The sequence below is a fragment of the Actinoplanes philippinensis genome, assembly GCF_900113015.1.
Taxonomy (GTDB): Bacteria; Actinomycetota; Actinomycetes; order Mycobacteriales; family Micromonosporaceae; genus Actinoplanes; species Actinoplanes philippinensis.
Map to the genome: position 1 here is coordinate 111,780 of NZ_FONV01000005.1, position 18,211 is coordinate 129,990.

The window sequence follows — 18,211 nt, forward strand, 5'->3', positions numbered from 1 at the left end:
CGAATAACATCGAAGACGGATCAAACGGTCAACAGCGCGTGTACCTTGCGCGGGCCGAGCCTCTCCCGGCCGTCCAGGAAGCCCAGCTCCATCAGCACGGTGAATCCCGCGACCACCCCGCCGGCCCGCTCGACCAGATCCATGGTCGCACCCGCGGTGCCGCCGGTGGCGAGGACGTCGTCGACCACCAGAACGCGCTGTCCGGGCACGAACGCGCCCTCACTGACCTCCAGGGTGGCCTCGCCGTACTCCAACCCGTACGACGCGGAGAAGGCCGGTCGCGGCAGCTTGCCCGCCTTGCGCACCGGGACCACGCCGACGCCCGTCGCGTAGGCGATCGCGGCCGCCATCACGAAGCCGCGGGCCTCGACCCCGGCCACCACGTCGAACGACCCGACGCCGTAGTGCGCCACGATGCCGTCGATCACCGTGCGGAACGTCGGCCCGTCACCGAAGAACGGCATCAGGTCCTTGAAGACGATGCCCGGTTTCGGGAAATCGGGCACGTCGACGGTGCCTCCGGCGACCAGGGCCGCCAACTCCGGGCCGCTGTCGCCGGTCACCGCGGGGATCTCGCTACTCACGGCGGACAGCCTAATGGAACGGCCCGCCACCCCCTCGGGGCGGCGGGCCGTCGTCCAGCGGATCGGATCAGCGGCGCTTGCCGCCGGGCCGGTTGCCGGCCCCACCCTGGCGCTTGGCCGTCGGGCGTGCGCCCGGCCGCGGGGTGGTGCCGCCGGCGAACGCCGGGACCTCGTCGGACGCGGTGCGGTTGCCCGAGCGGGTACGCTCCGCGCCCGACGCCACGTCCTCGGAGCGCTGCGCCCGGCGGGCCAGCACCCGGGCGTTGTGGGTCTTGATCCGCGGCTCCTGGTCCTTCAGGTAGCTGAGCACCGGAGCGGCGAACATGATCGAGGAGATGACACCCACGCCCATGCCGACGAAGAGCACCAGGCCCAGGTCCTTCAGAGTGCCCGCCTTGAGCAGGCCGGCGCCGATGAACAGCACGCCACCGACCGGCAGCAGCGCCACCAGACCGGTGTTCAGCGAGCGCATCAGGGTCTGGTTCACGGCCAGGTTGGTGGCCTCGGCGTAGGTCCGGGTGCTGCCGCCGGTGATGCCGCGGGTGTTCTCCCGGACCTTGTCGAAGACCACGACCACGTCGTAGAGGGCGTAACCGAGGATCGTCAGGAAGCCGATCACGGTGTACGGCGTGACCTCGAACCCGACCAGCGAGTACACCCCGGCGGTGACGAGCAGGTCGAGCACCAGCGACGCGAGCGCCGCCACCGCCATCCGCCACTCGAAGCTGACCACCAGGTAGGCGGTCACCAGCACCAGGAAGATCGCGAGGCCGAGCAGCGCCTTGTTGATGACCGCGCCGCCCCAGGCCGAGGAGACCTGCTGGTCGCTGATGTCGTTCTCGGCGACCCCGAGGTCCTTGGCGATCGCGGCCTTGACGCCGATCATCTCGGTCGGGGTCAGCGCCGCGGACCGGACCTTGAAGTTGGTCTCGGCGCCGCTGCCGACCTGCTGAGCCGCGTTGACCTGCGCGTTCGGTTCCACGGCCTGGGCCGCGGCCTTCACCGCCTCGAAGACCTCGGTCTGGGTGAGGGTCTTCCCGGCCACCTGCGCGGGGACCGAGAACTCACTGCCACCGGCGAACTCGATGCCCAGGTGGAAACCGCGGACGACGAAGCTGCCGATCGCGATCAGCACGAGGACCGCGGCGATCGTGAACCACGTCTTGCGGCGGCCCACGATGTTGATGTTGGCTTCGCCCCGGTAGAGGCGGTTGGCAAGACTCGAGGAATTGGCCATGTCAGGCCTCCTTCACGCGCGAGGAGACGGGCTCCTCGGTCTGGCTGCTGCGCAGGACACGGCCGAGGCCGCTGACCCTGGGCGACAGGAACGCCTTGGTGCTGGCGAGAACCGTCATGATCGGGTGACGGAACAGGAACACCACGATCAGGTCGAGCACGGTCGAGAGACCCAGCGCGAACGCGAGGCCCTGCACCTGGCCGATCGACACGATGTAGAGAACCACGGCACACATGATCGTGATGGCGTTCGCCGAAAGGATCGTCCGCTTGGCGCGCTGCCATGCTCGCGGCACCGCGCTGCGCGGGCTCCGGCCCTCGTGGATCTCGTCCTTGAGACGCTCGAAGTAGATGACGAACGAGTCCGCCGCCACACCGAGCGAGACGATGAACCCGACGATGCCGGCCAGCGTCAGGGTGAAGCCGATCGAGCGGCCCAGGAAGACCAGGGCGCCGAAGGTGAGCAGAGCGGAGAGGAACAGGCTCAGGAAGATCACCAGGCCGAGCAGGCGGTAGTAGAAGAACGCGTAGATCGCCACCAGGCCGAGGCCGATGGCCGCGGCGAGCAGACCCGCCTCCAGCTGCTGGCTGCCGACGGTCGCGGTGATCGTCTGGGCCGGGCCCGCCTGGAAGGTCACCGGGATGGCGCCGAAGTTCAGCTGGTCGGCGAGCTGCTTGGCGCTCACCGCGTCGAAGTCGCCGGTGATCTGCGACTTGCCGGTCAGCACCGCCTGGATCTGCGGGGCGGAGATGACCGTCTTGTCGAGGACCACGGCCACCGAGCAGTGGACCTCACCCTGCGAGCCGAACGCCGAGGCCGCGATGTAGCACGGCTCGGTCGCGCCGGCCTGGAACGCCTTGCGGGTCAGTCCGGCCCACTTGGTCTGCCCCTCGCTCTTGAAGTCGAGCGAGACGACCCACTGGTTGGTGGTGCTGTCCAGCTGCGGGGCGGCCTCGCTGATGTCGTCACCGACCACCTCGGCCTTGTCCAGCAGCACCTTGGCGCCCTGGTAGCAGGCGACGACCTCGCTGTTGATGTCGTCGATCGCGCCGTTCGGCCGCTGGTCGAGCTGCTGACAGCCGATCGTCGGCACGTTGAACTGCATCTTCGGGTCGAGCGCGTTGACCTCTTCGCCGGTCAGCGACGCGAACGCCTTGAACGGCAGGCCCGCGGCCGGGTCGGTGGTCAGGTCCACCGGCGCGGTCAGCTTCTCGGCGGCGGCCCACGCCGGGCCCACCTTCTTCGCGATCTCCGCGCGCAGCGCCTGCACGTTCGGCGCGACCGGCGCCGGAGCGGCGGCGGACGCCGTCGGGGCCGGAGCGGCCGCGGACGGCGCGGCCGACGGGGCGACGCTCGGGCTCGGCGCCTCCGCGCCGCCGCCCTGGCCACCGGTCGGCGCCGACTTGGCGACCTCCGGAGCGCCGCTCGCGCCGCCCGACGGCTTCGCCGACGCGGCGCCGGAGGCGGCCGGGGCGCCGCTCGCCGGGGCGCTCGGCGCCGCGCTGGGCGGGTTGATCGCGGTCGCGGCGACGTCGCCGGTCACCCCGGTGAGCAGGCGGAACCGCATGTTCGCGGCCTGCCCGAGGCTTTTCAGCTGCTCCTTGGCCTCACCGGCGAGCGAGACGACGATGGTGTCCTGGCCCTGGATGACCACCTCGGCCTCGGAGACGCCGAGCGCGTCGACCCGGCTCTGGATGATCTCCCGGGCCTTCTCCATCGCATCCGGCGCGGGCGTGCCGCCGGCCTGCGACGCGATGTAGGTGGCCTGCGTGCCGCCGATCAGGTCGAGGCCCAGCTTCGGCTCCAGGCGGTCCCGCCAGCTGCCCGACGCGCCGGCCGCGAAGAAGACGAGCAGATAGAGGACTGCGAAGACCAGACCGAGCACGCCGAGTTGGCGTCCAGGATGCATTTGTCCCTGTGGTGGTCGTGCCACGGCGTTTGGTCTCCCTGTGTATCGGCCGCGCGACGACGCGGCGCCATCTGTCTGTGACCGGCCGTCGACTGTCGAACGGCGGGCTGACGCACCGGCCCGTCATTACCTCAACGCGGCCGGTGCGTACGGGGAAATGCGGGTCAGTCCTGCTTGCGGATCTCGGTGACGGGGCTCTCCGGCGCGTCGGCGTCCGTGTCCGCGGCGGGCGCGGGAACGTCGGGCTCCGGAATGACCTCGCCGGACTTCTGAACGATCTTGGCGATCGCCGGACGCGCGAACCGCACCTCGACGCCGGGCGAGATCTCCAGAAGGACCTCGTTGTCGACCACGCCGGTGACGGTGCCGTGCAGGCCGCCGATCGTCACGATCTGGTCCCCCGGACCGAGCGAGCTCTGCATCTCCTGAGCCTGGCGGCGCTGCTTCTGCTGCGGCCTGATCAGGAAGAAGTAGAAGACGACGAAGAACAGCGCGATGATCAGGAACATCGAGTACTCACCGCCGCCGCTTGCGGCTTGGGCATAACTTGCCTCGGGCACGAAAAGGCCTTCCGTCAGCCGCCGGCGCAACGAGGTGGGCGGGCGCCGCGGCGATATGCGAATCCGGATGGAACGGCGGCGAGTCTAATAGGTCAACCTGGAGATAACGAATGCGGCACACGTCACGTTCACATCACGGGGGATAAGTAACGCTCATCACGCGTCCCGGGCGAACAGGTCACCCTGGAACACGCCCGGGCGGCCGTCCGTCGGAGGCGTCCGGCCGAGGTGCGCCCAGCCGGCCTCGGTGGCCACCCGGCCCCGTGGGGTCCGGGCCAGCAGACCCGCCCGGACCAGGAACGGCTCGCACACCTCCTCGACCGTGTCGGACTGCTCCCCCACGGCCACCGCCAGCGTGGAGAGACCGACCGGGCCGCCCTTGAACGAGTCGATCAGCGCACGCAGCACCGCCCGGTCCAGCCGGTCCAGGCCGAGGGCGTCGACGTCGTACACCTGAAGGGCCGCCTTCGACACCTCCTCGGTCACCACGCCGTCCGCCCGCACCTCGGCGAAGTCACGCACCCGGCGCAGCAGCCGGTTCGCGATACGCGGTGTGCCCCGGGACCGGCGGGCGATCTCCGCCGAGCCCTCCGGCGTGATGCTCACCCCCAGGATCCGGGCCGACCGGTGCAGCAACGCGTCCAGATCCTCGTGCGAGTAGAAGTCGAGATGGGCCACGAACCCGAACCGGTCACGCATCGGCCCGGACAGCAGGCCGGCCCGCGTCGTCGCGCCGACCAGCGTGAACGGCTCCACATCCAGCGGGATCGCGGTCGCGCCCGGCCCCTTGCCGACCACCACGTCGACCCGGAAGTCCTCCATGGCGCTGTAGAGCAGCTCCTCGGCCGGTTTCGCGATCCGGTGAATCTCGTCGATGAACAGCACGTCGCCCGGGGCCAGGCCGGTCAGGATCGCGGCCAGGTCGCCGGAGCGCTCGATCACCGGGCCGCTCGTCGTCCGGATACCGGTGCCGAGCTCGGCCGCCACGATGTTGGCCAGCGTCGTCTTGCCGAGGCCGGGCGGGCCGGAGAGCAGGATGTGGTCCGGTGGCGTGCCACGGCCCATCGACGCCTTCAGCAACAGCTCCAGCTGGTCGCGGACCCGGTGCTGGGCGATGAAGTCGGCCAGGCGGCGCGGGCGGACACTGGCCTCCGCGTCCAGCTCCTCGTCGAGCGGGTCCGGCGAGACGAGATCGTCGTTCATCGGGTGACCTCCGCCGTGCCCGGGCGCCCCGGCAGGACGCTCATCGGGTCTTGCCCAGCAGACGGATCGCCTGGCGCAGCAGCACCGGCACCGGCGGCGTCTCACCGTCGATCGTCTCGGCGACCGCGGCCACCGCCTGATCGGCCTGCGACGCCGTCCAGCCGAGCGCCAGCACACCCTGCCGGACCTGCTCCTGCCAGGCGCCGTTCAGCAGACCCGACGAACCCGGGCCGGCCAGGCCGACCGGGCCGATCTTGTCCTTCAGCTCGACGATCATCTTCTCCGCGCCGCGCTTGCCGATGCCCGGGACGGCGGTCAGCACCGCGACCTCACCGCCGGCCAGCGCCCGGCGTACCACATCGGGTTGATGAACCGCGAGAACCGCCTGCGCGATCCGCGGCCCGACCCCGTTGGCCGTCAGGAGCAGCTCGAAGAGCTGTTTCTCGTCCTCGTCGGCGAAGCCGAACAGGGTGAGCGAGTCCTCGCGGACGATGAGCGTCGTCGCGAGCCGAGCCTCGGCCCCGGTGCGCAGCCCGGCGAGCGTGCCCGGCGTGCAGAGGACCCGCATGCCGACACCACCCACCTCGACCACGGCGCTGTCGTGGAGGATCGCGGTCACCACACCGCGCACGCTGGCGATCATCGGCTGCTCCTGCGGGCGGCGGCAGCGGCCACCGCGGCTTGTTGAAGAGCGCGGGTGCCCCCGCGCCAGATGTGGCAGATGGCGATGGCGATGGCGTCGGCCGCGTCCGCCGGCTTCGGCGGCGCGGACAGTTTCAGCAACCGGGTCACCATAGCGGTGACCTGCGCTTTGTCGGCGGTGCCGGAGCCGGTGACGGCCGCTTTGACCTCACTCGGCGTATACGTCCGGACGGGCAGCCCGGCCCGCGCGCCGGCCAGGATCGCCACCCCGCTGGCCTGCGCCGTGCCCATCACCGTCCGTGCGTTGTGCTGCGAGAACACCCGCTCGACGGCGACACTCTCCGGCTTGTACTGCTCGACGAGGGTGGCGAGGGTCCGGTCCAGGTGGAGCAGGCGCTGGGAGATGTCCTCGTCCGGATCGCTGCGCACCACCGTGTAGCCGATCAGCTTGCCCGGCCGCCCCGGCATCCCCTCGACGACGCCGACGCCGCATCTCGTCAGCCCCGGATCGATGCCGAGCACCCGCACAGACAGCCTCCCCCTCGCGAACGTGTGTTCGACACCCTAATACGCGAGCCACTTGCGGCCGTCGCCGACACGCCTCGACGATGGAGCCGGGAGGCCGGTCATGCACCTCATTCCGCCGATGGACGACGAGCCGCCAGCCGATTACGTCGCGTTCGTCACTCTGCACGCTCCCGGACTGCGCGCGGAGGCCGCCCGGCTGGTCGGCGGGGCGCCGGTGGCCGAGCAGATCTACCTGGGCGTGCTCACCGACCTGGCCGGCCGATGGCGGTGGTTGCGGTGGCGGGGCCGGACCGAGAGCCACATGCGGCAGCGCCTGACGGCCCGGACCGCGCAGTGGCGCGACGAGCAGGTCTACGAGGTGGATGTCCGCGTCCTACGGCCGCCGGATCCGGTGGTCCCGGTCTTCACGCCGACCGGCAGCCTGGCATTACGCAAGGCAAAGATCATCGGGGGTACGGCCAGAGCCGACCTGGACGCCCTGGCCGACGCGGAGATCGCGTGGGTGCACGCCTACCTACGGTCCCAGTGGCGGCGCCTGCTCCGTTACGTGATCGGCAGCATCCTGCTCCTGGCCGTCATCGTCCAATACGTCACCTGGCTCGGCGCCGACCCGGTCTAGCCCCGCCGATACTCCGCTTCGAGCTCGGAGACGAGCAGCGACCGCTCGACGACATGATCCGGCTTGTCGTCGTCCTCATCCAGACGCATGATCGTGATCACCCCGTCGTCCTTGGAACCTTCCGGGGTCTCCTCGACGATCCAGTACTCCGGGATGCCGTGCTCGGCATACCAGAGCCTCTTCGCCACGAACTCACCATTGGGCGAGTTCTTCGAGACGATCTCGATGACCAGGGAATAAGCAGAGGGCGGCAGATACGAGTACTCCGCCGGGTCCTCCGGAGCGGGCTGCACCAACACCCCAAGATCCGGAAGACGAAGGTCCCGCGGCCGAACTCCCTTTACTCCACAGTCCTGGAGCACGTCGAGTCCGGCCGCGAAAAGGACGAGCATGAGACGCCTGGCCACCCGCTTGTGCCAGAAGGTGGTCGGCGTCATGACGACGAGATTCCCGTGGTGCAGCTCATACCGGTAACCACGGGGCAGGGCGGCGAGATCTTCGACATCGATGTCCTCGATCGGGGGCAGGCGAAGACCCGGCTCGGTCATCACAATCACCCCCTCATGCTACATGCCTAGTGTCCCTCCGCCTACCCGTCACTCGTCAATGGCGGCCAGGACCTCGTCGGAGATGTCGGCGTTGGAGTAGATGTTCTGCACGTCGTCGCAGTCCTCGAGGACGTCGACCAGCTTGAGCACCTTGCGGGCCGCCTCCTCGTCGAGCGGCACGTTCATCGTCGGGACCAGCGACGACTCGGCCGAGTCGTAGTCGATGCCCGCGCTCTGCAGCGCCGTGCGCACCGCGACCAGGTCGGTCGGCTCGCTGACCACCTCGAACGCCTCGCCCAGGTCGTTGATCTCCTCGGCGCCCGCGTCCAGGACGGCGAGCATCACGTCGTCCTCGGAGAGCGAACCCTTGGGGACGATCACCACGCCCTTGCGGTTGAACAGGTAGGAGACCGAGCCCGCGTCCGCGAACGTCCCGTTGTTACGGGTCAGCCGGGTGCGCACCTCGGTGGCCGCGCGGTTGCGGTTGTCGGTGAGGCACTCGATCAGGATCGCCACGCCGTTGGGCCCGTAGCCCTCATACATGATCGTCTGCCAGTCGGCGCCGCCCGCCTCCAGGCCGGAGCCCCGCTTGACGGCACGGTCGATGTTGTCGTTCGGAACCGACGACTTCTTCGCCTTCTGGATGGCGTCGTAGAGGGTCGGGTTACCCGACGGGTCACCACCGCCGGTCCGGGCCGCAACCTCGATGTTCTTGATCAGCTTGGCGAACATCTTGCCGCGCTTGGCGTCGATGACGGCCTTCTTGTGCTTGGTCGTCGCCCACTTGGAGTGGCCGGACATGCGTAACCTCCGCTGTGATCAAAGGGCCTGGCGGACCATCTCGACGAAGTACCGATGGACACGAAGGTCGCCGGTGAGCTCCGGGTGGAAAGCCGTGGCGAGCAGGTTCCCCTGCCGAACGGCCACAATCCTACCGGCGGCGTCCCCTTCAGCCACGCGGCCCAGCACCCGCACGTCGCGGCCGGTCTCCTCGACCCACGGAGCACGGATGAAGACGGCGTGGAACGGGCCGCCCTCGATGTCCTCGATCTCGACCGGCGCCTCGAACGAGTCGACCTGCCGGCCGAACGCGTTGCGCCGCACGGTCATGTCGATGCCCTGGAACGACTCCTGGTCCGGACGGCCGTCGAGCACCGTGCCGGCCAGCATGATCATGCCGGCGCAGGACCCGTACACCGGCATGCCGTCGGCGATCCGCTTGCGGATCGGGTCGAGGAGCCCGAACGAGACCGCGAGGTTGCTGATCGCCGTCGACTCCCCGCCCGGGATCACCAGGCCGTCGACGCCGGCCAGCTCCTCCGGCCGGCGGACCGGCCGGGCCAGCACGTCCGACTCGGCCAGCGCGGACAGGTGTTCACGCACGTCGCCCTGAAGGGCCAGCACTCCGATGTTCACCGGCCCACCATATAAAGCAGGCCACCGGCCGCCCGATTGGCTATCGGAACCGGCGGCACGGCTGCATAGCATCCGATCCGTCAGCCCGGTACCGCCACTTTTCACAGCCCGATCCCGCAAGGAGCCGAACCCACATGTCTGAGAACCAGCCCGCCATCGGAACCGCCCGCGTCAAGCGCGGCATGGCGGAGATGCTCAAGGGTGGCGTGATCATGGACGTGGTCAACGCCGAGCAGGCGAAGATCGCCGAGGACGCGGGCGCCGTCGCGGTCATGGCCCTGGAGCGGGTGCCCGCCGACATCCGGGCGCAGGGCGGCATCTCCCGGATGTCCGACCCCGACATGATCGACGGCATCATCAACGCGGTCTCCATCCCGGTGATGGCCAAGGCCCGGATCGGCCACTTCGTCGAGGCCCAGGTCCTCCAGTCGCTCGGTGTCGACTACGTCGACGAGTCCGAGGTGCTGTCCCCCGCCGACTTCGCCAACCACATCGACAAATGGCAGTTCACCGTGCCGTTCGTCTGCGGCGCCACCAACCTCGGCGAGGCTCTGCGCCGGATCACCGAGGGCGCCGCCATGATCCGCTCGAAGGGCGAGGCCGGCACCGGCGACGTCTCCAACGCCACCACGCACATGCGCCGGATCCGTGCCGAGATCCGCCGCCTGCAGACCCTGCCGGAGGACGAGCTCTACGTCGCGGCGAAGGAGCTGCAGGCGCCGTACGAGCTGGTCAAGGAGGTCGCCGAAGCCGGCCGCCTGCCGGTGGTCCTGTTCACCGCCGGCGGTATCGCCACCCCCGCCGACGCCGCGATGATGATGCAGCTCGGCGCCGAGGGCGTCTTCGTCGGCTCGGGCATCTTCAAGTCCGGCAACCCGGCCCAGCGCGCCGCCGCGATCGTCAAGGCCACCACGTTCCACGACGACCCGGACGTGATCGCCAAGGTCTCCCGCGGTCTCGGCGAGGCCATGGTCGGCATCAACGTCGAGGACGAGCCGGTCCCCCACCGGCTCTCCGAGCGCGGCTGGTGATCCGGTCCGTCTCCCGCTGACCCACCGGTGGGTCAGCGGGCCTGGGCCGGGAGTGGTGGCTCGGCCGGCGGGGCCGGGGTGGGGACGGTCAGGACCGCGGGCAGCGGCGGGAGGTCCGGGAGGACCGGCTCGACGATGTCGAAGTACTCCGGGCGGGTGTAGCGGCGGTCGAGGCGCAGCAGCCGGACGAAGACGCGGCGGCGGGCGCTGAGCGCGTCGCGGACCAGGTCGGTGTGCACCTGCCGGGCCAGCACGACGCGGCGGCTGGTGGCGATCAGCGTGCGGACCGCCGGGTCGGCCGGGTCGAGGGGGACGGCCTGGAGCTGACGGGTCAGGTCGTTCTCGGCGGACTCGCGGTCGCCCGGCTCGGCGTCGAGGGCGAGCCGCGCCGCGGCGTACAGCTCGACCGTCTCGGCCTGCTCGGCCACGACGGCGGCGGCCGCCGCCCGGCGCATCAGATGCGCGTCGAGCGCACGCTCGGCCGACTGGGCCCGCGTGTGCAGGCGTTCCACCCGCTGGGCGGTCCAGCCGAGGTACGCCGAGAAGATCGCGGCCAGCACGACGACTCCCACCACCCACCACATGCCGGGCATCGTAGTGCCCAACGTTTACACCACCAGTGGTCAGGACCACTCGTCGTCGAAAACTCTCCCGTCGGTGGCTTCGATGGCGGTGGCGTAGACCTCCAGCACCCGGTTGGCCACACTCGGCCAGTCGAACGCGCCGACGACGAGCCGGGCGCACGATGCCAGCTCGGCACGACGGGCCGGATCATCCAGCAGCTCGCCCAGCAGACGGGTGAGGGATGCCTGGTCACCGTTGGGGAAGAGGGCTCCGGCGCGGCCTCCGTCGAGGACCCGGCGGAACGCGTCGAGGTCGCTGGCGGCGATCGTGGCGCCGGCCGCCATCGCCTCGGTGAGGATCATGCCGAAGCTCTCCCCGCCGGTGTTCGGGGCGACGTAGACGTCGACGCTGCGCAGCATCCGGGCCTTGTCCGGTTCGGAGACGAGGCCGAGGAACTCCACCCGGTCGTGGAGCTCCGCGGGGATGTCGTCGTAGAGCTCGTCGCGGTCGCCCGGGCCGGCCACGAGCAGCCGCAGGCCGGGCCGCTCCCGGGCGAGCGCCACGTACGCCGTACGCAGCAGGGGGAAGCCCTTGCGGGGCTCGGTGAACCGGCCGAGGAAACCGAGAGTGCCGCCGTCGCCGGGCCATCCGGGCAAGGGCGCAGCCGAGGCGAACTTGCGGACCGCGACGCCGTTGGGGATCTCGACCGCGCCGCCGCCGAGGTGTTCGACCTGGACCTTGCGGGCGAGTTCGCTGACCGCGATCCGGGCGGTGATCTTCTCCATCACCGGCTGGAGGAAGTTCTGCAGGCCGGCGAGCGCGCGGGAACGGGTCATCGCGGTGTGGAAGGTGGCGACGACGGGTCCGCGGGCGGAGAGCACGGCCAGGAACGACAGGCTGGGCGAGAACGGCTCGTGGACGTGCAGGACGTCGAACTCGCCGTTCTTCAGCCAGCGCCGGACCCGGGCCGTGGAGATCGGGCCGAACGAGATCCGGGCGACCGAGCCGTTGTAGGGCAGCGGCACGGCACGCCCGGCGGACACCACGTAGGCGGGCACGTCGGCGTCGTCGTCGGCGGGGGCCAGGACACTGACCTCGTGACCGAGTTCGATCAGGGCCTCGGCCAGGTCCATGATGTGGTTCTGCACACCGCCCGGGACGTCGAAGGAGTAGGGCGAGACGATCCCGATCCGCACCGGGCCTCCTAGAGCCAGAGCTTCTGGAGCATGTGCCAGTCCTGCGGATGGTCGGCGATGCCGGCCGCGTACGCGTCGGCGAGCAGCTGGGTCGTCTTCTTGACCCGCTCGTCGAGAGGCCCGTCGGTGGGTGGGACGACCTCGCGCATCCGTGACATCGTGCGCTGCTCGTCGAACCAGAGGTCGACGGCGTAGAGCGGCGCGCCGGTGCGGATGGCCAGGATCGCGGGCCCGGCCGGCATCCGGGTACGCCCGCCGAAGAACTCCACCTGGACGCCGCTCTTCGACAGGTCACGATCGCCGAGGAGCGCGACCACCCAGCCCTTCTCCAGGTGCTCGGCGAGCACGTCGAGCGGTGGCCGCTGCCCGCCGGTGAGCGGCAGCACCTTCATCCCGAGCTTCTCCCGATACTCCAGGAAGCGCTCGAACAGCGACTCGGGCTTGAGCCGCTCGGCGACCGTGATCAGCGGCCAGTCGTGCGAGACGACCCACGCGCCGGCGACGTCCCAGTTGGCCACGTGCGGCAGCGCGAGGATCACGCCCCGGCCGTCGGCGGCGCCCTTCTTCAGCTTCTGATAGCTCTCCGGGAGCATGAAGAACCCGTCGAGGAAGTCGGCGCGGCTCTGGGACGGCAGGCGGAAGGCCTCCATCCAATACCGCGCGTACGACCGGAGCCCGTCGCGGACCAGCGTGTCCGGCATGTCCTCGCCGACGACCTGGCGCAGGTTGCGGCGCAGCCGCTGGGTGGCCGGCCCGTTGGACCGGTACGCCCGGTCGGCGGCGGCACGGAACAGCTTCCTCGCGATCGGCAGCGGCAGCGCGCGTACGATCCCCCACCCGGCCGAGTAGCCGAGATCGATCAGACGGTCCTTCACTCCACGGGCACCTTCGGCTCGGTCCGGGCGGCGTGGACGAGCCGCTGGAACGCGGTGATCACGGCGAGGGCGGCGAGCACCCACATCGCGGCCGGCATGCCCCAGTCCTGCCCGGCCGCGCCGAGCAGGCCGCCGACACCGACGATGAGCAGCCGTTCCAGGCGCTCGGCGAGGCCGACGTCGGCGTTCAGCCCGAGGCTCTCGGCGCGGGCCTTCACATACGACACGACCTGCCCGAAGACGAGGCTGATCAGGGTGGCGACCACTCCGCCGTACGGATTTCCCTCGGTGGCCAGGTAGTAGACGACCGCTCCGAAGACGGCGCCGTCGGCGATCCGGTCCATGGACGAGTCGAGGAGCGCCCCGAACTTCCCGGAACCGCCCCTCATCCGGGCCATTGTGCCGTCGAGCACGTCGGTGAGCGCGAACGCGGTTACGATCACGGTGCCCCAGAAGAGGTGACCTTGCGCACCGAAGTACGAGCCGATCAGCACACCGACAGTGCCGGCGACGGTGACGGCGTTGGGTGACACACCGATCCTGAGCAGGAACCGGGCGAGAGGGTTGACGCCGTACGAGACGACGGCACGGGCCGTTGTTTGAACGATCTTTGCCATGGCTGTCCCACCATAACGGCGCACGACCAGCGGTGGTACGGCTCGGTCCCGGGGTTGGCCGTATCGTCACCATCCGGCACCTTTGGAGGGCTGAAGGTCCTTGCGACCGCTACCGCGCCGGGTGTGGGATTCAAACAACAGCGGCGTAACAAAGAGGAAACGACGGGAGCGCTCGGCATGGCGCAGAAGACTTCGGAGAAAGGGCTTGCCGGCGCCGGTGCGCCGGTGGTGACCGAGCCCGGCAGAGTTCGCAACGTGGTGCTGGTGGGCCACTCCGGTTCCGGGAAGACGACCCTGGTCGAGGCGCTGCTCGCGGCGACCGGGACGATCCCGCGGGCCGGTGGTGTGGCGGACGGCACCACGGTGACCGACCACGACCCCGCGGCGGTCCGCCAGCAGCGCTCGGTGGCGCTGGCCTGCGCGCCGCTGCTGCACGGCGACGTGAAGATCAACCTGCTGGACACCCCCGGGTTCGCCGACTTCGTCGGGGAGCTGCGGGCCGGGCTGCGCGCGGCGGACGCGGCCCTCTTCGTGGTGTCGGCGGTCGACGGTGTGGACGACTCCACCGTCGCGCTGTGGGAGGAGTGCGCCGCGGTGGGCATGCCGCGCGCCGTCGCGATCACCCGCCTGGACCACCCCCGCGCCGACTACGACCAGGCGCTGCAGGACTGCCAGGAGGCGTTCGGCGACAACGTGCTGCCGGTCTTCCAGCCGATGCTCGGCGACGACGGCCAGTCGGTGGCCGGCCTGCTCGGCCTGGTCACGCTGCGGGTGCTGGACTATTCGGCGGGCTATCCGCCGGTGGCGCGGGAGGCCGAGCCGGAGCATCTGAACCCGATCGCCGACGACCGGAACACGCTGATCGAGGGCATCATCGCCGAGAGCGAGGACGAGACCCTCATGGACCGCTACGTCGGCGGTGAGCTGATCAGCACCGACGCGCTCATCCCCGATCTGGAGAAGGCGGTCGCGCGCGGCAACTTCTACCCCGTGATCCCGGTCTGCGCGCACACCGCGGTCGGCCTGGACGCCCTGCTCGATCTGCTGGTCAGCGGTTTCCCGTCACCGCTGGAGCACGATCTGCCGGTGGTCACCGGGGTGGACGGCTCGCCACGCTCCCCGCTCACCTGCGACCCGTCCGGTCCGCTGGTGGCCGAGGTGGTGCGTACCACGATCGACCGGCACGTCGGCCGGGTGTCGCTGGTCCGGGTCTTCTCCGGCACCCTGCGGCCGGACCAGACGCTGCACGTCTCCGGGCACGGCATGTCCGAGCGCGGCCACCCGGACCACGACGCCGACGAACGGGTCGCGCACGTCTACTCGCCGCTCGGCGCACAGCTGCGCGAGATCCCGCAGGCGATCGCCGGCGACATCTGCGCGATCACCAAGTCGGGCAGCGCGGAGACCGGCGACACGCTGTCCGGCAAGGACGATCCGCTGCTGATGTCGCCGTGGTCGATGCCGGAGCCGCTGCTGCCGATCGCCGTGGTCGCCAAGACCCGCTCGGACGAGGACGCGCTCGCCAAGAACCTGGCCCGGCTGGTGGCCGGCGACCCGACACTGCGGCTGGAGCGCAACCCGGAGACCCATCAGCTGGTGCTCTGGACGATGGGCGAGTCGCACGCCGACGTGGTCCTGGACCGGCTCCGCTCCGGCGGCGTCGAGCTGGACACCGAGCCGGTGAAGGTGGCGCTGCGGGAGACGTTCGGCGCGACGGCCAAGGGCCACGGCCGGCACGTGAAGCAGTCCGGCGGCCACGGCCAGTACGCGGTCTGCGACATCGAGATCGAGCCGCTGCCGCGCGGCGAGGGTTTCGTCTTCGTGGACAAGGTGGTCGGTGGCGCGGTGCCGCACAACTACATCCCGTCGGTGGAGAAGGGTGTCCGCGCCCAGCTGGAGAAGGGAATCGCCGCCGGCTATCCGGTGGTGGACCTGAAGGTGACGCTCTACGACGGCAAGGCGCACAGCGTCGACTCGTCGGACGCGGCCTTCCAGACGGCCGGCGCGCTGGCACTGCGGGCCGCCGCCGAGCAGGGCGCGATCACCCTGCTGGAGCCGGTGGACGAGATCGAGGTCCGGGTGCCGGAGGCGTTCGTCGGCGCCGTGATGAGCGATCTCTCCGGCCGCCGGGGCCGCCCGATGGGCAGCGAGTCCGGGGGGACCGGCGAGGCGAGCACGGTCCGGGCCGAGGTTCCGGCGACCGAGCTGGTGCGGTACGTGGTGGAGCTGCGCGCCCTCACCTCGGGCACCGGCACGTTCACCCGCCGGTACGTCCGGCACGAGCCGATGCCCGCGCACCTGGCCGAGGCGGTCCGCAAGGAGCACGCCGAGGCCCGGTGACGGTCAGATCGTGATGGCGTTGGCCGCCTCGTGCATCGGTGCGAGGATCTTGTCGATCATCTGCTCCTTGCGCGGGTGGTACTTCAGGGTCCGCATGCCGTAGTTGCGGAAGGCGATGCTGAGGCGGCCGCCCGGCACCATCTCCTTGGCCATCTTGCGGCCGAAGGCGAGGTTCTTCTCGACGTACGGGCGCATCTCGCGCTCGTACGCGGCGAACCCGCCCGGGGTGCCCAGATGTCTGCCGAGCAGGTACGCCCCGACCAGGGCCAGACTGGTGCCCTGGCCGGAGGCGGGTGACGGGCAGTAGGCGGCGTCGCCGAGCAGCGCGACCCGCCCGGCCGACCAGGACGGCAGGTCGACCTGGCTCAGCGAGTCGAAGTAGAAGTCGGGCGCGTCGTCCATCGCGTCCAGGAAGTCCGGCACCTTCCAGCCCTGCCCGGCGAAGGCCTCGCGGACCAGCGCCTTCTGCCCGGCGACGTCACGCCGGTCGATGTCGAGCCGCGGTGAGGCGAAGGTGAGGCCGACACGGGCCGGCTGGTCGCGATCCATGGCGTAGGCGAAGACGAGCCGGCCGGGACGCGAGTACATGATCTCCTCACGCTCGATGCCGAGCAGGTTGGGCACGGTGTAGATGGAGATGTACGCCCCGAGGTGGCTCAGCGGGGTCTCGCCCATCACCGTGCGCCTGGTCGCCGAGTGCAGGCCGTCGGCGCCGACCACGTAGTCGAAGCGGCGGGGCGCGCCCTTCTCGAAGGTGACGTCGACACCGTCCAGGCCGTCCTGCAGGGTGTCGATGGCGTCGCCGAACACATACTCGACCCGGTCGGCGGTCGCGTCGTGCAGGATGCGGCTCAGGTCCCACCGCATGATCTCCAGGTCGTCGCCGCGGCGGCCCATCAGCAGGTCGGCCGGGAGGGCGGCGATCGGGGCGCCGTTGCTCTTGACGTAGGTGATCTGCCGCATCCCGGTGTCGGCGGCCTGGCAGGCGGCGAGCAGGCCCATCTTGCGCAGCACCTCGGTGGCCGAGCCGCGCACGTCCACCTTGTAGCCGGCCTCGCGCAGCCCGCCGGCCCGCTCCACCACGGTGACCCGGAAGCCCCGCTCGGCCAGCCGGTGGGCGAGAGCCGGACCGCCGATGCCGGCGCCTGAGATCAGTACCCGTGAGTTCGTCATGCGCTTACTATACAAACGTCTTATACGTTTGTATAGAAGTTAGGATCGCGAACATGGGTCACCGCGAGGAGCTGCTGCGAGGCGCCAAGAAGGCACTGCTGGAGAAGGGTTATGCGCGGACCACGGCGCGCGACATCGTGGCGCTGTCCGGCACCAACCTGGGCTCCATCGGCTACCACTACGGCTCCACCGAGGCGCTGATGACCGCCGCGATGATCAGCGCCCTGGAGGAGTGGGGTGACGCGCTCGGCCGGGCCCTCGGCGAGCCCGGCGACGACTCCGGCGAGCCGATGCTGCGGTTCTGGCGGCGGGTGATCCGCTCCATCCAGACCGACCGGCCACTCTGGCTGGCCAGCATCGAGGTGATGCTCCAGGCCGAGCACAACCCGGCGCTGCGCGAACAGTTGGCCGGCGGCATACGGGCCGGGCGATCCGGCATGGCGGCGCTGCTCACCGGGATCCCGGAGGATCAGATCGACGCCGAGACCATCGCCTCGCTGGGCGCGGTGCAGATGGCCCTGATGTCCGGGGTGCTCACCCAGTGGCTGACCGACCCGGCGACCGCCCCCTCCGCGGAGCAGATCGTCGCCGGCATCCGGGCGCTAGCCGGCGGGCCAGGCCTTGGTCAGCAGCTCACGGGTGTCGGCGAGTAACTGAGGGAGCACCTTGGTCAGGCCGATCACCGGCATGAAGTTGGCGTCGCCACCCCACCGCGGCACGATGTGCTGGTGCAGGTGGGCGGCGATGCCCGCGCCCGCGACGGCGCCCTGGTTCATCCCCAGGTTGAAACCGTGCGGGCTGCTGACCGAGCGCATCACCCGCATCGCGGTCCGGGTGAAGGCCGCCACCTCGACGGTCTCCTCCTCGGTCAGATCGGTGTAATCGGCCACATGCCGGTAGGGGCAGACCATCAGATGCCCCGGGTTGTACGGGTAGAGGTTGAGCAGCGCGAACACCAGCTCACCGCGGGCCACCACCAGCGACTGCGCCTCGGGCAGCGCCGGGGCCAGGCAGAACGGGCAGCCGGCCGGCCTCTCGTAACCACCCTCGGGCCGGTCCTCGCCCTGGACGTAAGCCAACCGATACGGCGTCCAGAGCCGCTCCAGCCCATCCGGATCGCCCGCCCGTCCGCTCACGATCGCATCCTATGCGCAGAAGGCCGGTTCCCC

At 70.4% G+C, this 18,211-nt stretch carries 20 protein-coding genes; 4 read left to right on the forward strand and 16 right to left on the reverse strand.

The features are described from left to right. Window positions 1-20 precede the first annotated feature (20 nt). From BM290_RS13940 to ruvC, 7 genes are all read right to left on the reverse strand, one after another. Window positions 21-584: an adenine phosphoribosyltransferase gene (locus BM290_RS13940; protein WP_093613949.1), complete on the reverse strand. Its 564-nt coding sequence runs from the start codon at window positions 582-584 to the stop codon at window positions 21-23. Between the two features lie 67 nt (window positions 585-651). Then, window positions 652-1,821: a protein translocase subunit SecF gene (gene secF, locus BM290_RS13945; protein WP_093613951.1), complete on the reverse strand. Its 1,170-nt coding sequence runs from the start codon at window positions 1,819-1,821 to the stop codon at window positions 652-654. 1 nt (window position 1,822) lies between these two features. Beyond that, the gene (gene secD / locus BM290_RS13950; RefSeq protein WP_093613953.1) at window positions 1,823-3,730 is read right to left on the reverse strand and encodes a protein translocase subunit SecD; all 1,908 of its coding nucleotides are present in this window, start codon (window positions 3,728-3,730) and stop codon (window positions 1,823-1,825) included. Between the two features lie 164 nt (window positions 3,731-3,894). Beyond that, entirely contained in the window at window positions 3,895-4,239 is a 345-nt protein-coding gene (yajC, locus tag BM290_RS13955; RefSeq protein WP_093613955.1) for a preprotein translocase subunit YajC, read from the reverse strand. A gap of 207 nt (window positions 4,240-4,446) precedes the next feature. Further along, on the reverse strand, window positions 4,447-5,493 hold the full coding sequence (ruvB, locus tag BM290_RS13960; RefSeq protein WP_093613957.1) for a Holliday junction branch migration DNA helicase RuvB: 1,047 nt from the start codon (window positions 5,491-5,493) through the stop codon (window positions 4,447-4,449). Between the two features lie 40 nt (window positions 5,494-5,533). Further along, window positions 5,534-6,136 (reverse strand): Holliday junction branch migration protein RuvA, encoded by a 603-nt coding sequence (gene ruvA, locus BM290_RS13965; RefSeq protein ID WP_093613959.1) that lies wholly within the window; start codon window positions 6,134-6,136, stop codon window positions 5,534-5,536. Continuing rightward, on the reverse strand, window positions 6,133-6,663 hold the full coding sequence (ruvC, locus tag BM290_RS13970) for a crossover junction endodeoxyribonuclease RuvC (RefSeq protein ID WP_093613961.1): 531 nt from the start codon (window positions 6,661-6,663) through the stop codon (window positions 6,133-6,135). The genes ruvA and ruvC overlap by 4 nt, the downstream gene beginning before the upstream one ends. 100 nt (window positions 6,664-6,763) lie before the next feature. Here ruvC and BM290_RS13975 point away from each other — a divergent pair, with 100 nt between their 5' ends. Beyond that, window positions 6,764-7,282 carry a hypothetical protein gene (locus tag BM290_RS13975; protein ID WP_093613963.1) on the forward strand — a complete coding sequence of 173 codons (519 nt, stop codon included), beginning with the start codon at window positions 6,764-6,766 and terminating at the stop codon, window positions 7,280-7,282. Here the strand turns inward: BM290_RS13975 and BM290_RS13980 are convergent. Genes BM290_RS13980 through pdxT form a run of 3 tightly spaced genes read right to left on the reverse strand, consistent with a single transcriptional unit; the run spans window position 7,279 to window position 9,246 of the window. Then, window positions 7,279-7,830, reverse strand: coding sequence for a Uma2 family endonuclease (locus BM290_RS13980; protein WP_093614701.1), 552 nt, complete (start codon window positions 7,828-7,830; stop codon window positions 7,279-7,281). The genes BM290_RS13975 and BM290_RS13980 overlap by 4 nt on opposite strands. Window positions 7,831-7,878: 48 nt before the next feature. Further along, the gene (locus BM290_RS13985) at window positions 7,879-8,631 is read right to left on the reverse strand and encodes a YebC/PmpR family DNA-binding transcriptional regulator (RefSeq protein ID WP_093613965.1); all 753 of its coding nucleotides are present in this window, start codon (window positions 8,629-8,631) and stop codon (window positions 7,879-7,881) included. Between the two features lie 18 nt (window positions 8,632-8,649). Next, entirely contained in the window at window positions 8,650-9,246 is a 597-nt protein-coding gene (gene pdxT, locus BM290_RS13990; RefSeq protein ID WP_093613967.1) for a pyridoxal 5'-phosphate synthase glutaminase subunit PdxT, read from the reverse strand. Window positions 9,247-9,380: 134 nt separating this feature from the next. Here pdxT and pdxS point away from each other — a divergent pair, with 134 nt between their 5' ends. Then, complete coding sequence (pdxS, locus tag BM290_RS13995; protein ID WP_093613969.1) at window positions 9,381-10,277, forward strand: pyridoxal 5'-phosphate synthase lyase subunit PdxS; 897 nt, start codon at window positions 9,381-9,383, stop codon at window positions 10,275-10,277. Between the two features lie 32 nt (window positions 10,278-10,309). Here the strand turns inward: pdxS and BM290_RS14000 are convergent, their stop codons facing one another. From BM290_RS14000 to pgsA, 4 genes are read right to left on the reverse strand one after another with little or no spacing between them, the layout of a single operon-like run. Beyond that, complete coding sequence (locus BM290_RS14000; protein WP_093613971.1) at window positions 10,310-10,870, reverse strand: hypothetical protein; 561 nt, start codon at window positions 10,868-10,870, stop codon at window positions 10,310-10,312. Window positions 10,871-10,900: 30 nt separating this feature from the next. Then, window positions 10,901-12,037, reverse strand: coding sequence for a glycosyltransferase family 4 protein (locus tag BM290_RS14005; protein WP_093613973.1), 1,137 nt, complete (start codon window positions 12,035-12,037; stop codon window positions 10,901-10,903). Window positions 12,038-12,045: 8 nt separating this feature from the next. Next, complete coding sequence (locus BM290_RS48295; protein WP_177319704.1) at window positions 12,046-12,912, reverse strand: phosphatidylinositol mannoside acyltransferase; 867 nt, start codon at window positions 12,910-12,912, stop codon at window positions 12,046-12,048. Further along, window positions 12,909-13,529, reverse strand: coding sequence for a phosphatidylinositol phosphate synthase (gene pgsA / locus BM290_RS48300; protein WP_177319705.1), 621 nt, complete (start codon window positions 13,527-13,529; stop codon window positions 12,909-12,911). Before pgsA ends, BM290_RS48295 begins: the two co-directional genes overlap by 4 nt. Before the next feature lie 177 nt (window positions 13,530-13,706). On the opposite strand from pgsA, the gene BM290_RS14015 reads away from it, so the two are divergent. Next, window positions 13,707-15,869 carry an elongation factor G-like protein EF-G2 gene (locus tag BM290_RS14015; RefSeq protein ID WP_093613975.1) on the forward strand — a complete coding sequence of 721 codons (2,163 nt, stop codon included), beginning with the start codon at window positions 13,707-13,709 and terminating at the stop codon, window positions 15,867-15,869. A gap of 3 nt (window positions 15,870-15,872) precedes the next feature. Here BM290_RS14015 and BM290_RS14020 read toward each other — a convergent pair whose 3' ends face one another. After that, window positions 15,873-17,042 (reverse strand): FAD-dependent monooxygenase, encoded by a 1,170-nt coding sequence (locus BM290_RS14020; RefSeq protein WP_093613977.1) that lies wholly within the window; start codon window positions 17,040-17,042, stop codon window positions 15,873-15,875. Between the two features lie 53 nt (window positions 17,043-17,095). On the opposite strand from BM290_RS14020, the gene BM290_RS14025 reads away from it, so the two are divergent. Further along, the gene (locus BM290_RS14025) at window positions 17,096-17,695 is read left to right on the forward strand and encodes a TetR/AcrR family transcriptional regulator (RefSeq protein WP_093613979.1); all 600 of its coding nucleotides are present in this window, start codon (window positions 17,096-17,098) and stop codon (window positions 17,693-17,695) included. Here BM290_RS14025 and BM290_RS14030 read toward each other — a convergent pair. Beyond that, a complete protein-coding gene (locus tag BM290_RS14030) occupies window positions 17,645-18,178 on the reverse strand; it encodes an HIT family protein (RefSeq protein ID WP_239143524.1) in 534 nt (177 codons plus the stop codon). The two genes, BM290_RS14025 and BM290_RS14030, sit on opposite strands and share 51 nt — an antisense overlap. Window positions 18,179-18,211 lie beyond the last annotated feature (33 nt).

Coding starts and splice junctions, on each gene's coding strand:
- secF (WP_093613951.1), bottom strand. CDS start 1,821: ATGGCCAATTCCTCGAGTCTTGCCAACCGCCTCTACCGGGGCGAAGCC.
- secD (WP_093613953.1), bottom strand. CDS start 3,730: ATGCATCCTGGACGCCAACTCGGCGTGCTCGGTCTGGTCTTCGCAGTC.
- yajC (WP_093613955.1), bottom strand. CDS start 4,239: ATGTTCCTGATCATCGCGCTGTTCTTCGTCGTCTTCTACTTCTTCCTG.
- ruvB (WP_093613957.1), bottom strand. CDS start 5,493: ATGAACGACGATCTCGTCTCGCCGGACCCGCTCGACGAGGAGCTGGAC.
- ruvA (WP_093613959.1), bottom strand. CDS start 6,136: ATGATCGCCAGCGTGCGCGGTGTGGTGACCGCGATCCTCCACGACAGC.
- BM290_RS13975 (WP_093613963.1), top strand. CDS start 6,764: ATGCACCTCATTCCGCCGATGGACGACGAGCCGCCAGCCGATTACGTC.
- BM290_RS13980 (WP_093614701.1), bottom strand. CDS start 7,830: ATGACCGAGCCGGGTCTTCGCCTGCCCCCGATCGAGGACATCGATGTC.
- BM290_RS13985 (WP_093613965.1), bottom strand. CDS start 8,631: ATGTCCGGCCACTCCAAGTGGGCGACGACCAAGCACAAGAAGGCCGTC.
- pdxS (WP_093613969.1), top strand. CDS start 9,381: ATGTCTGAGAACCAGCCCGCCATCGGAACCGCCCGCGTCAAGCGCGGC.
- BM290_RS14000 (WP_093613971.1), bottom strand. CDS start 10,870: ATGCCCGGCATGTGGTGGGTGGTGGGAGTCGTCGTGCTGGCCGCGATC.
- pgsA (WP_177319705.1), bottom strand. CDS start 13,529: ATGGCAAAGATCGTTCAAACAACGGCCCGTGCCGTCGTCTCGTACGGC.
- BM290_RS14015 (WP_093613975.1), top strand. CDS start 13,707: ATGGCGCAGAAGACTTCGGAGAAAGGGCTTGCCGGCGCCGGTGCGCCG.
- BM290_RS14020 (WP_093613977.1), bottom strand. CDS start 17,042: ATGACGAACTCACGGGTACTGATCTCAGGCGCCGGCATCGGCGGTCCG.
- BM290_RS14025 (WP_093613979.1), top strand. CDS start 17,096: ATGGGTCACCGCGAGGAGCTGCTGCGAGGCGCCAAGAAGGCACTGCTG.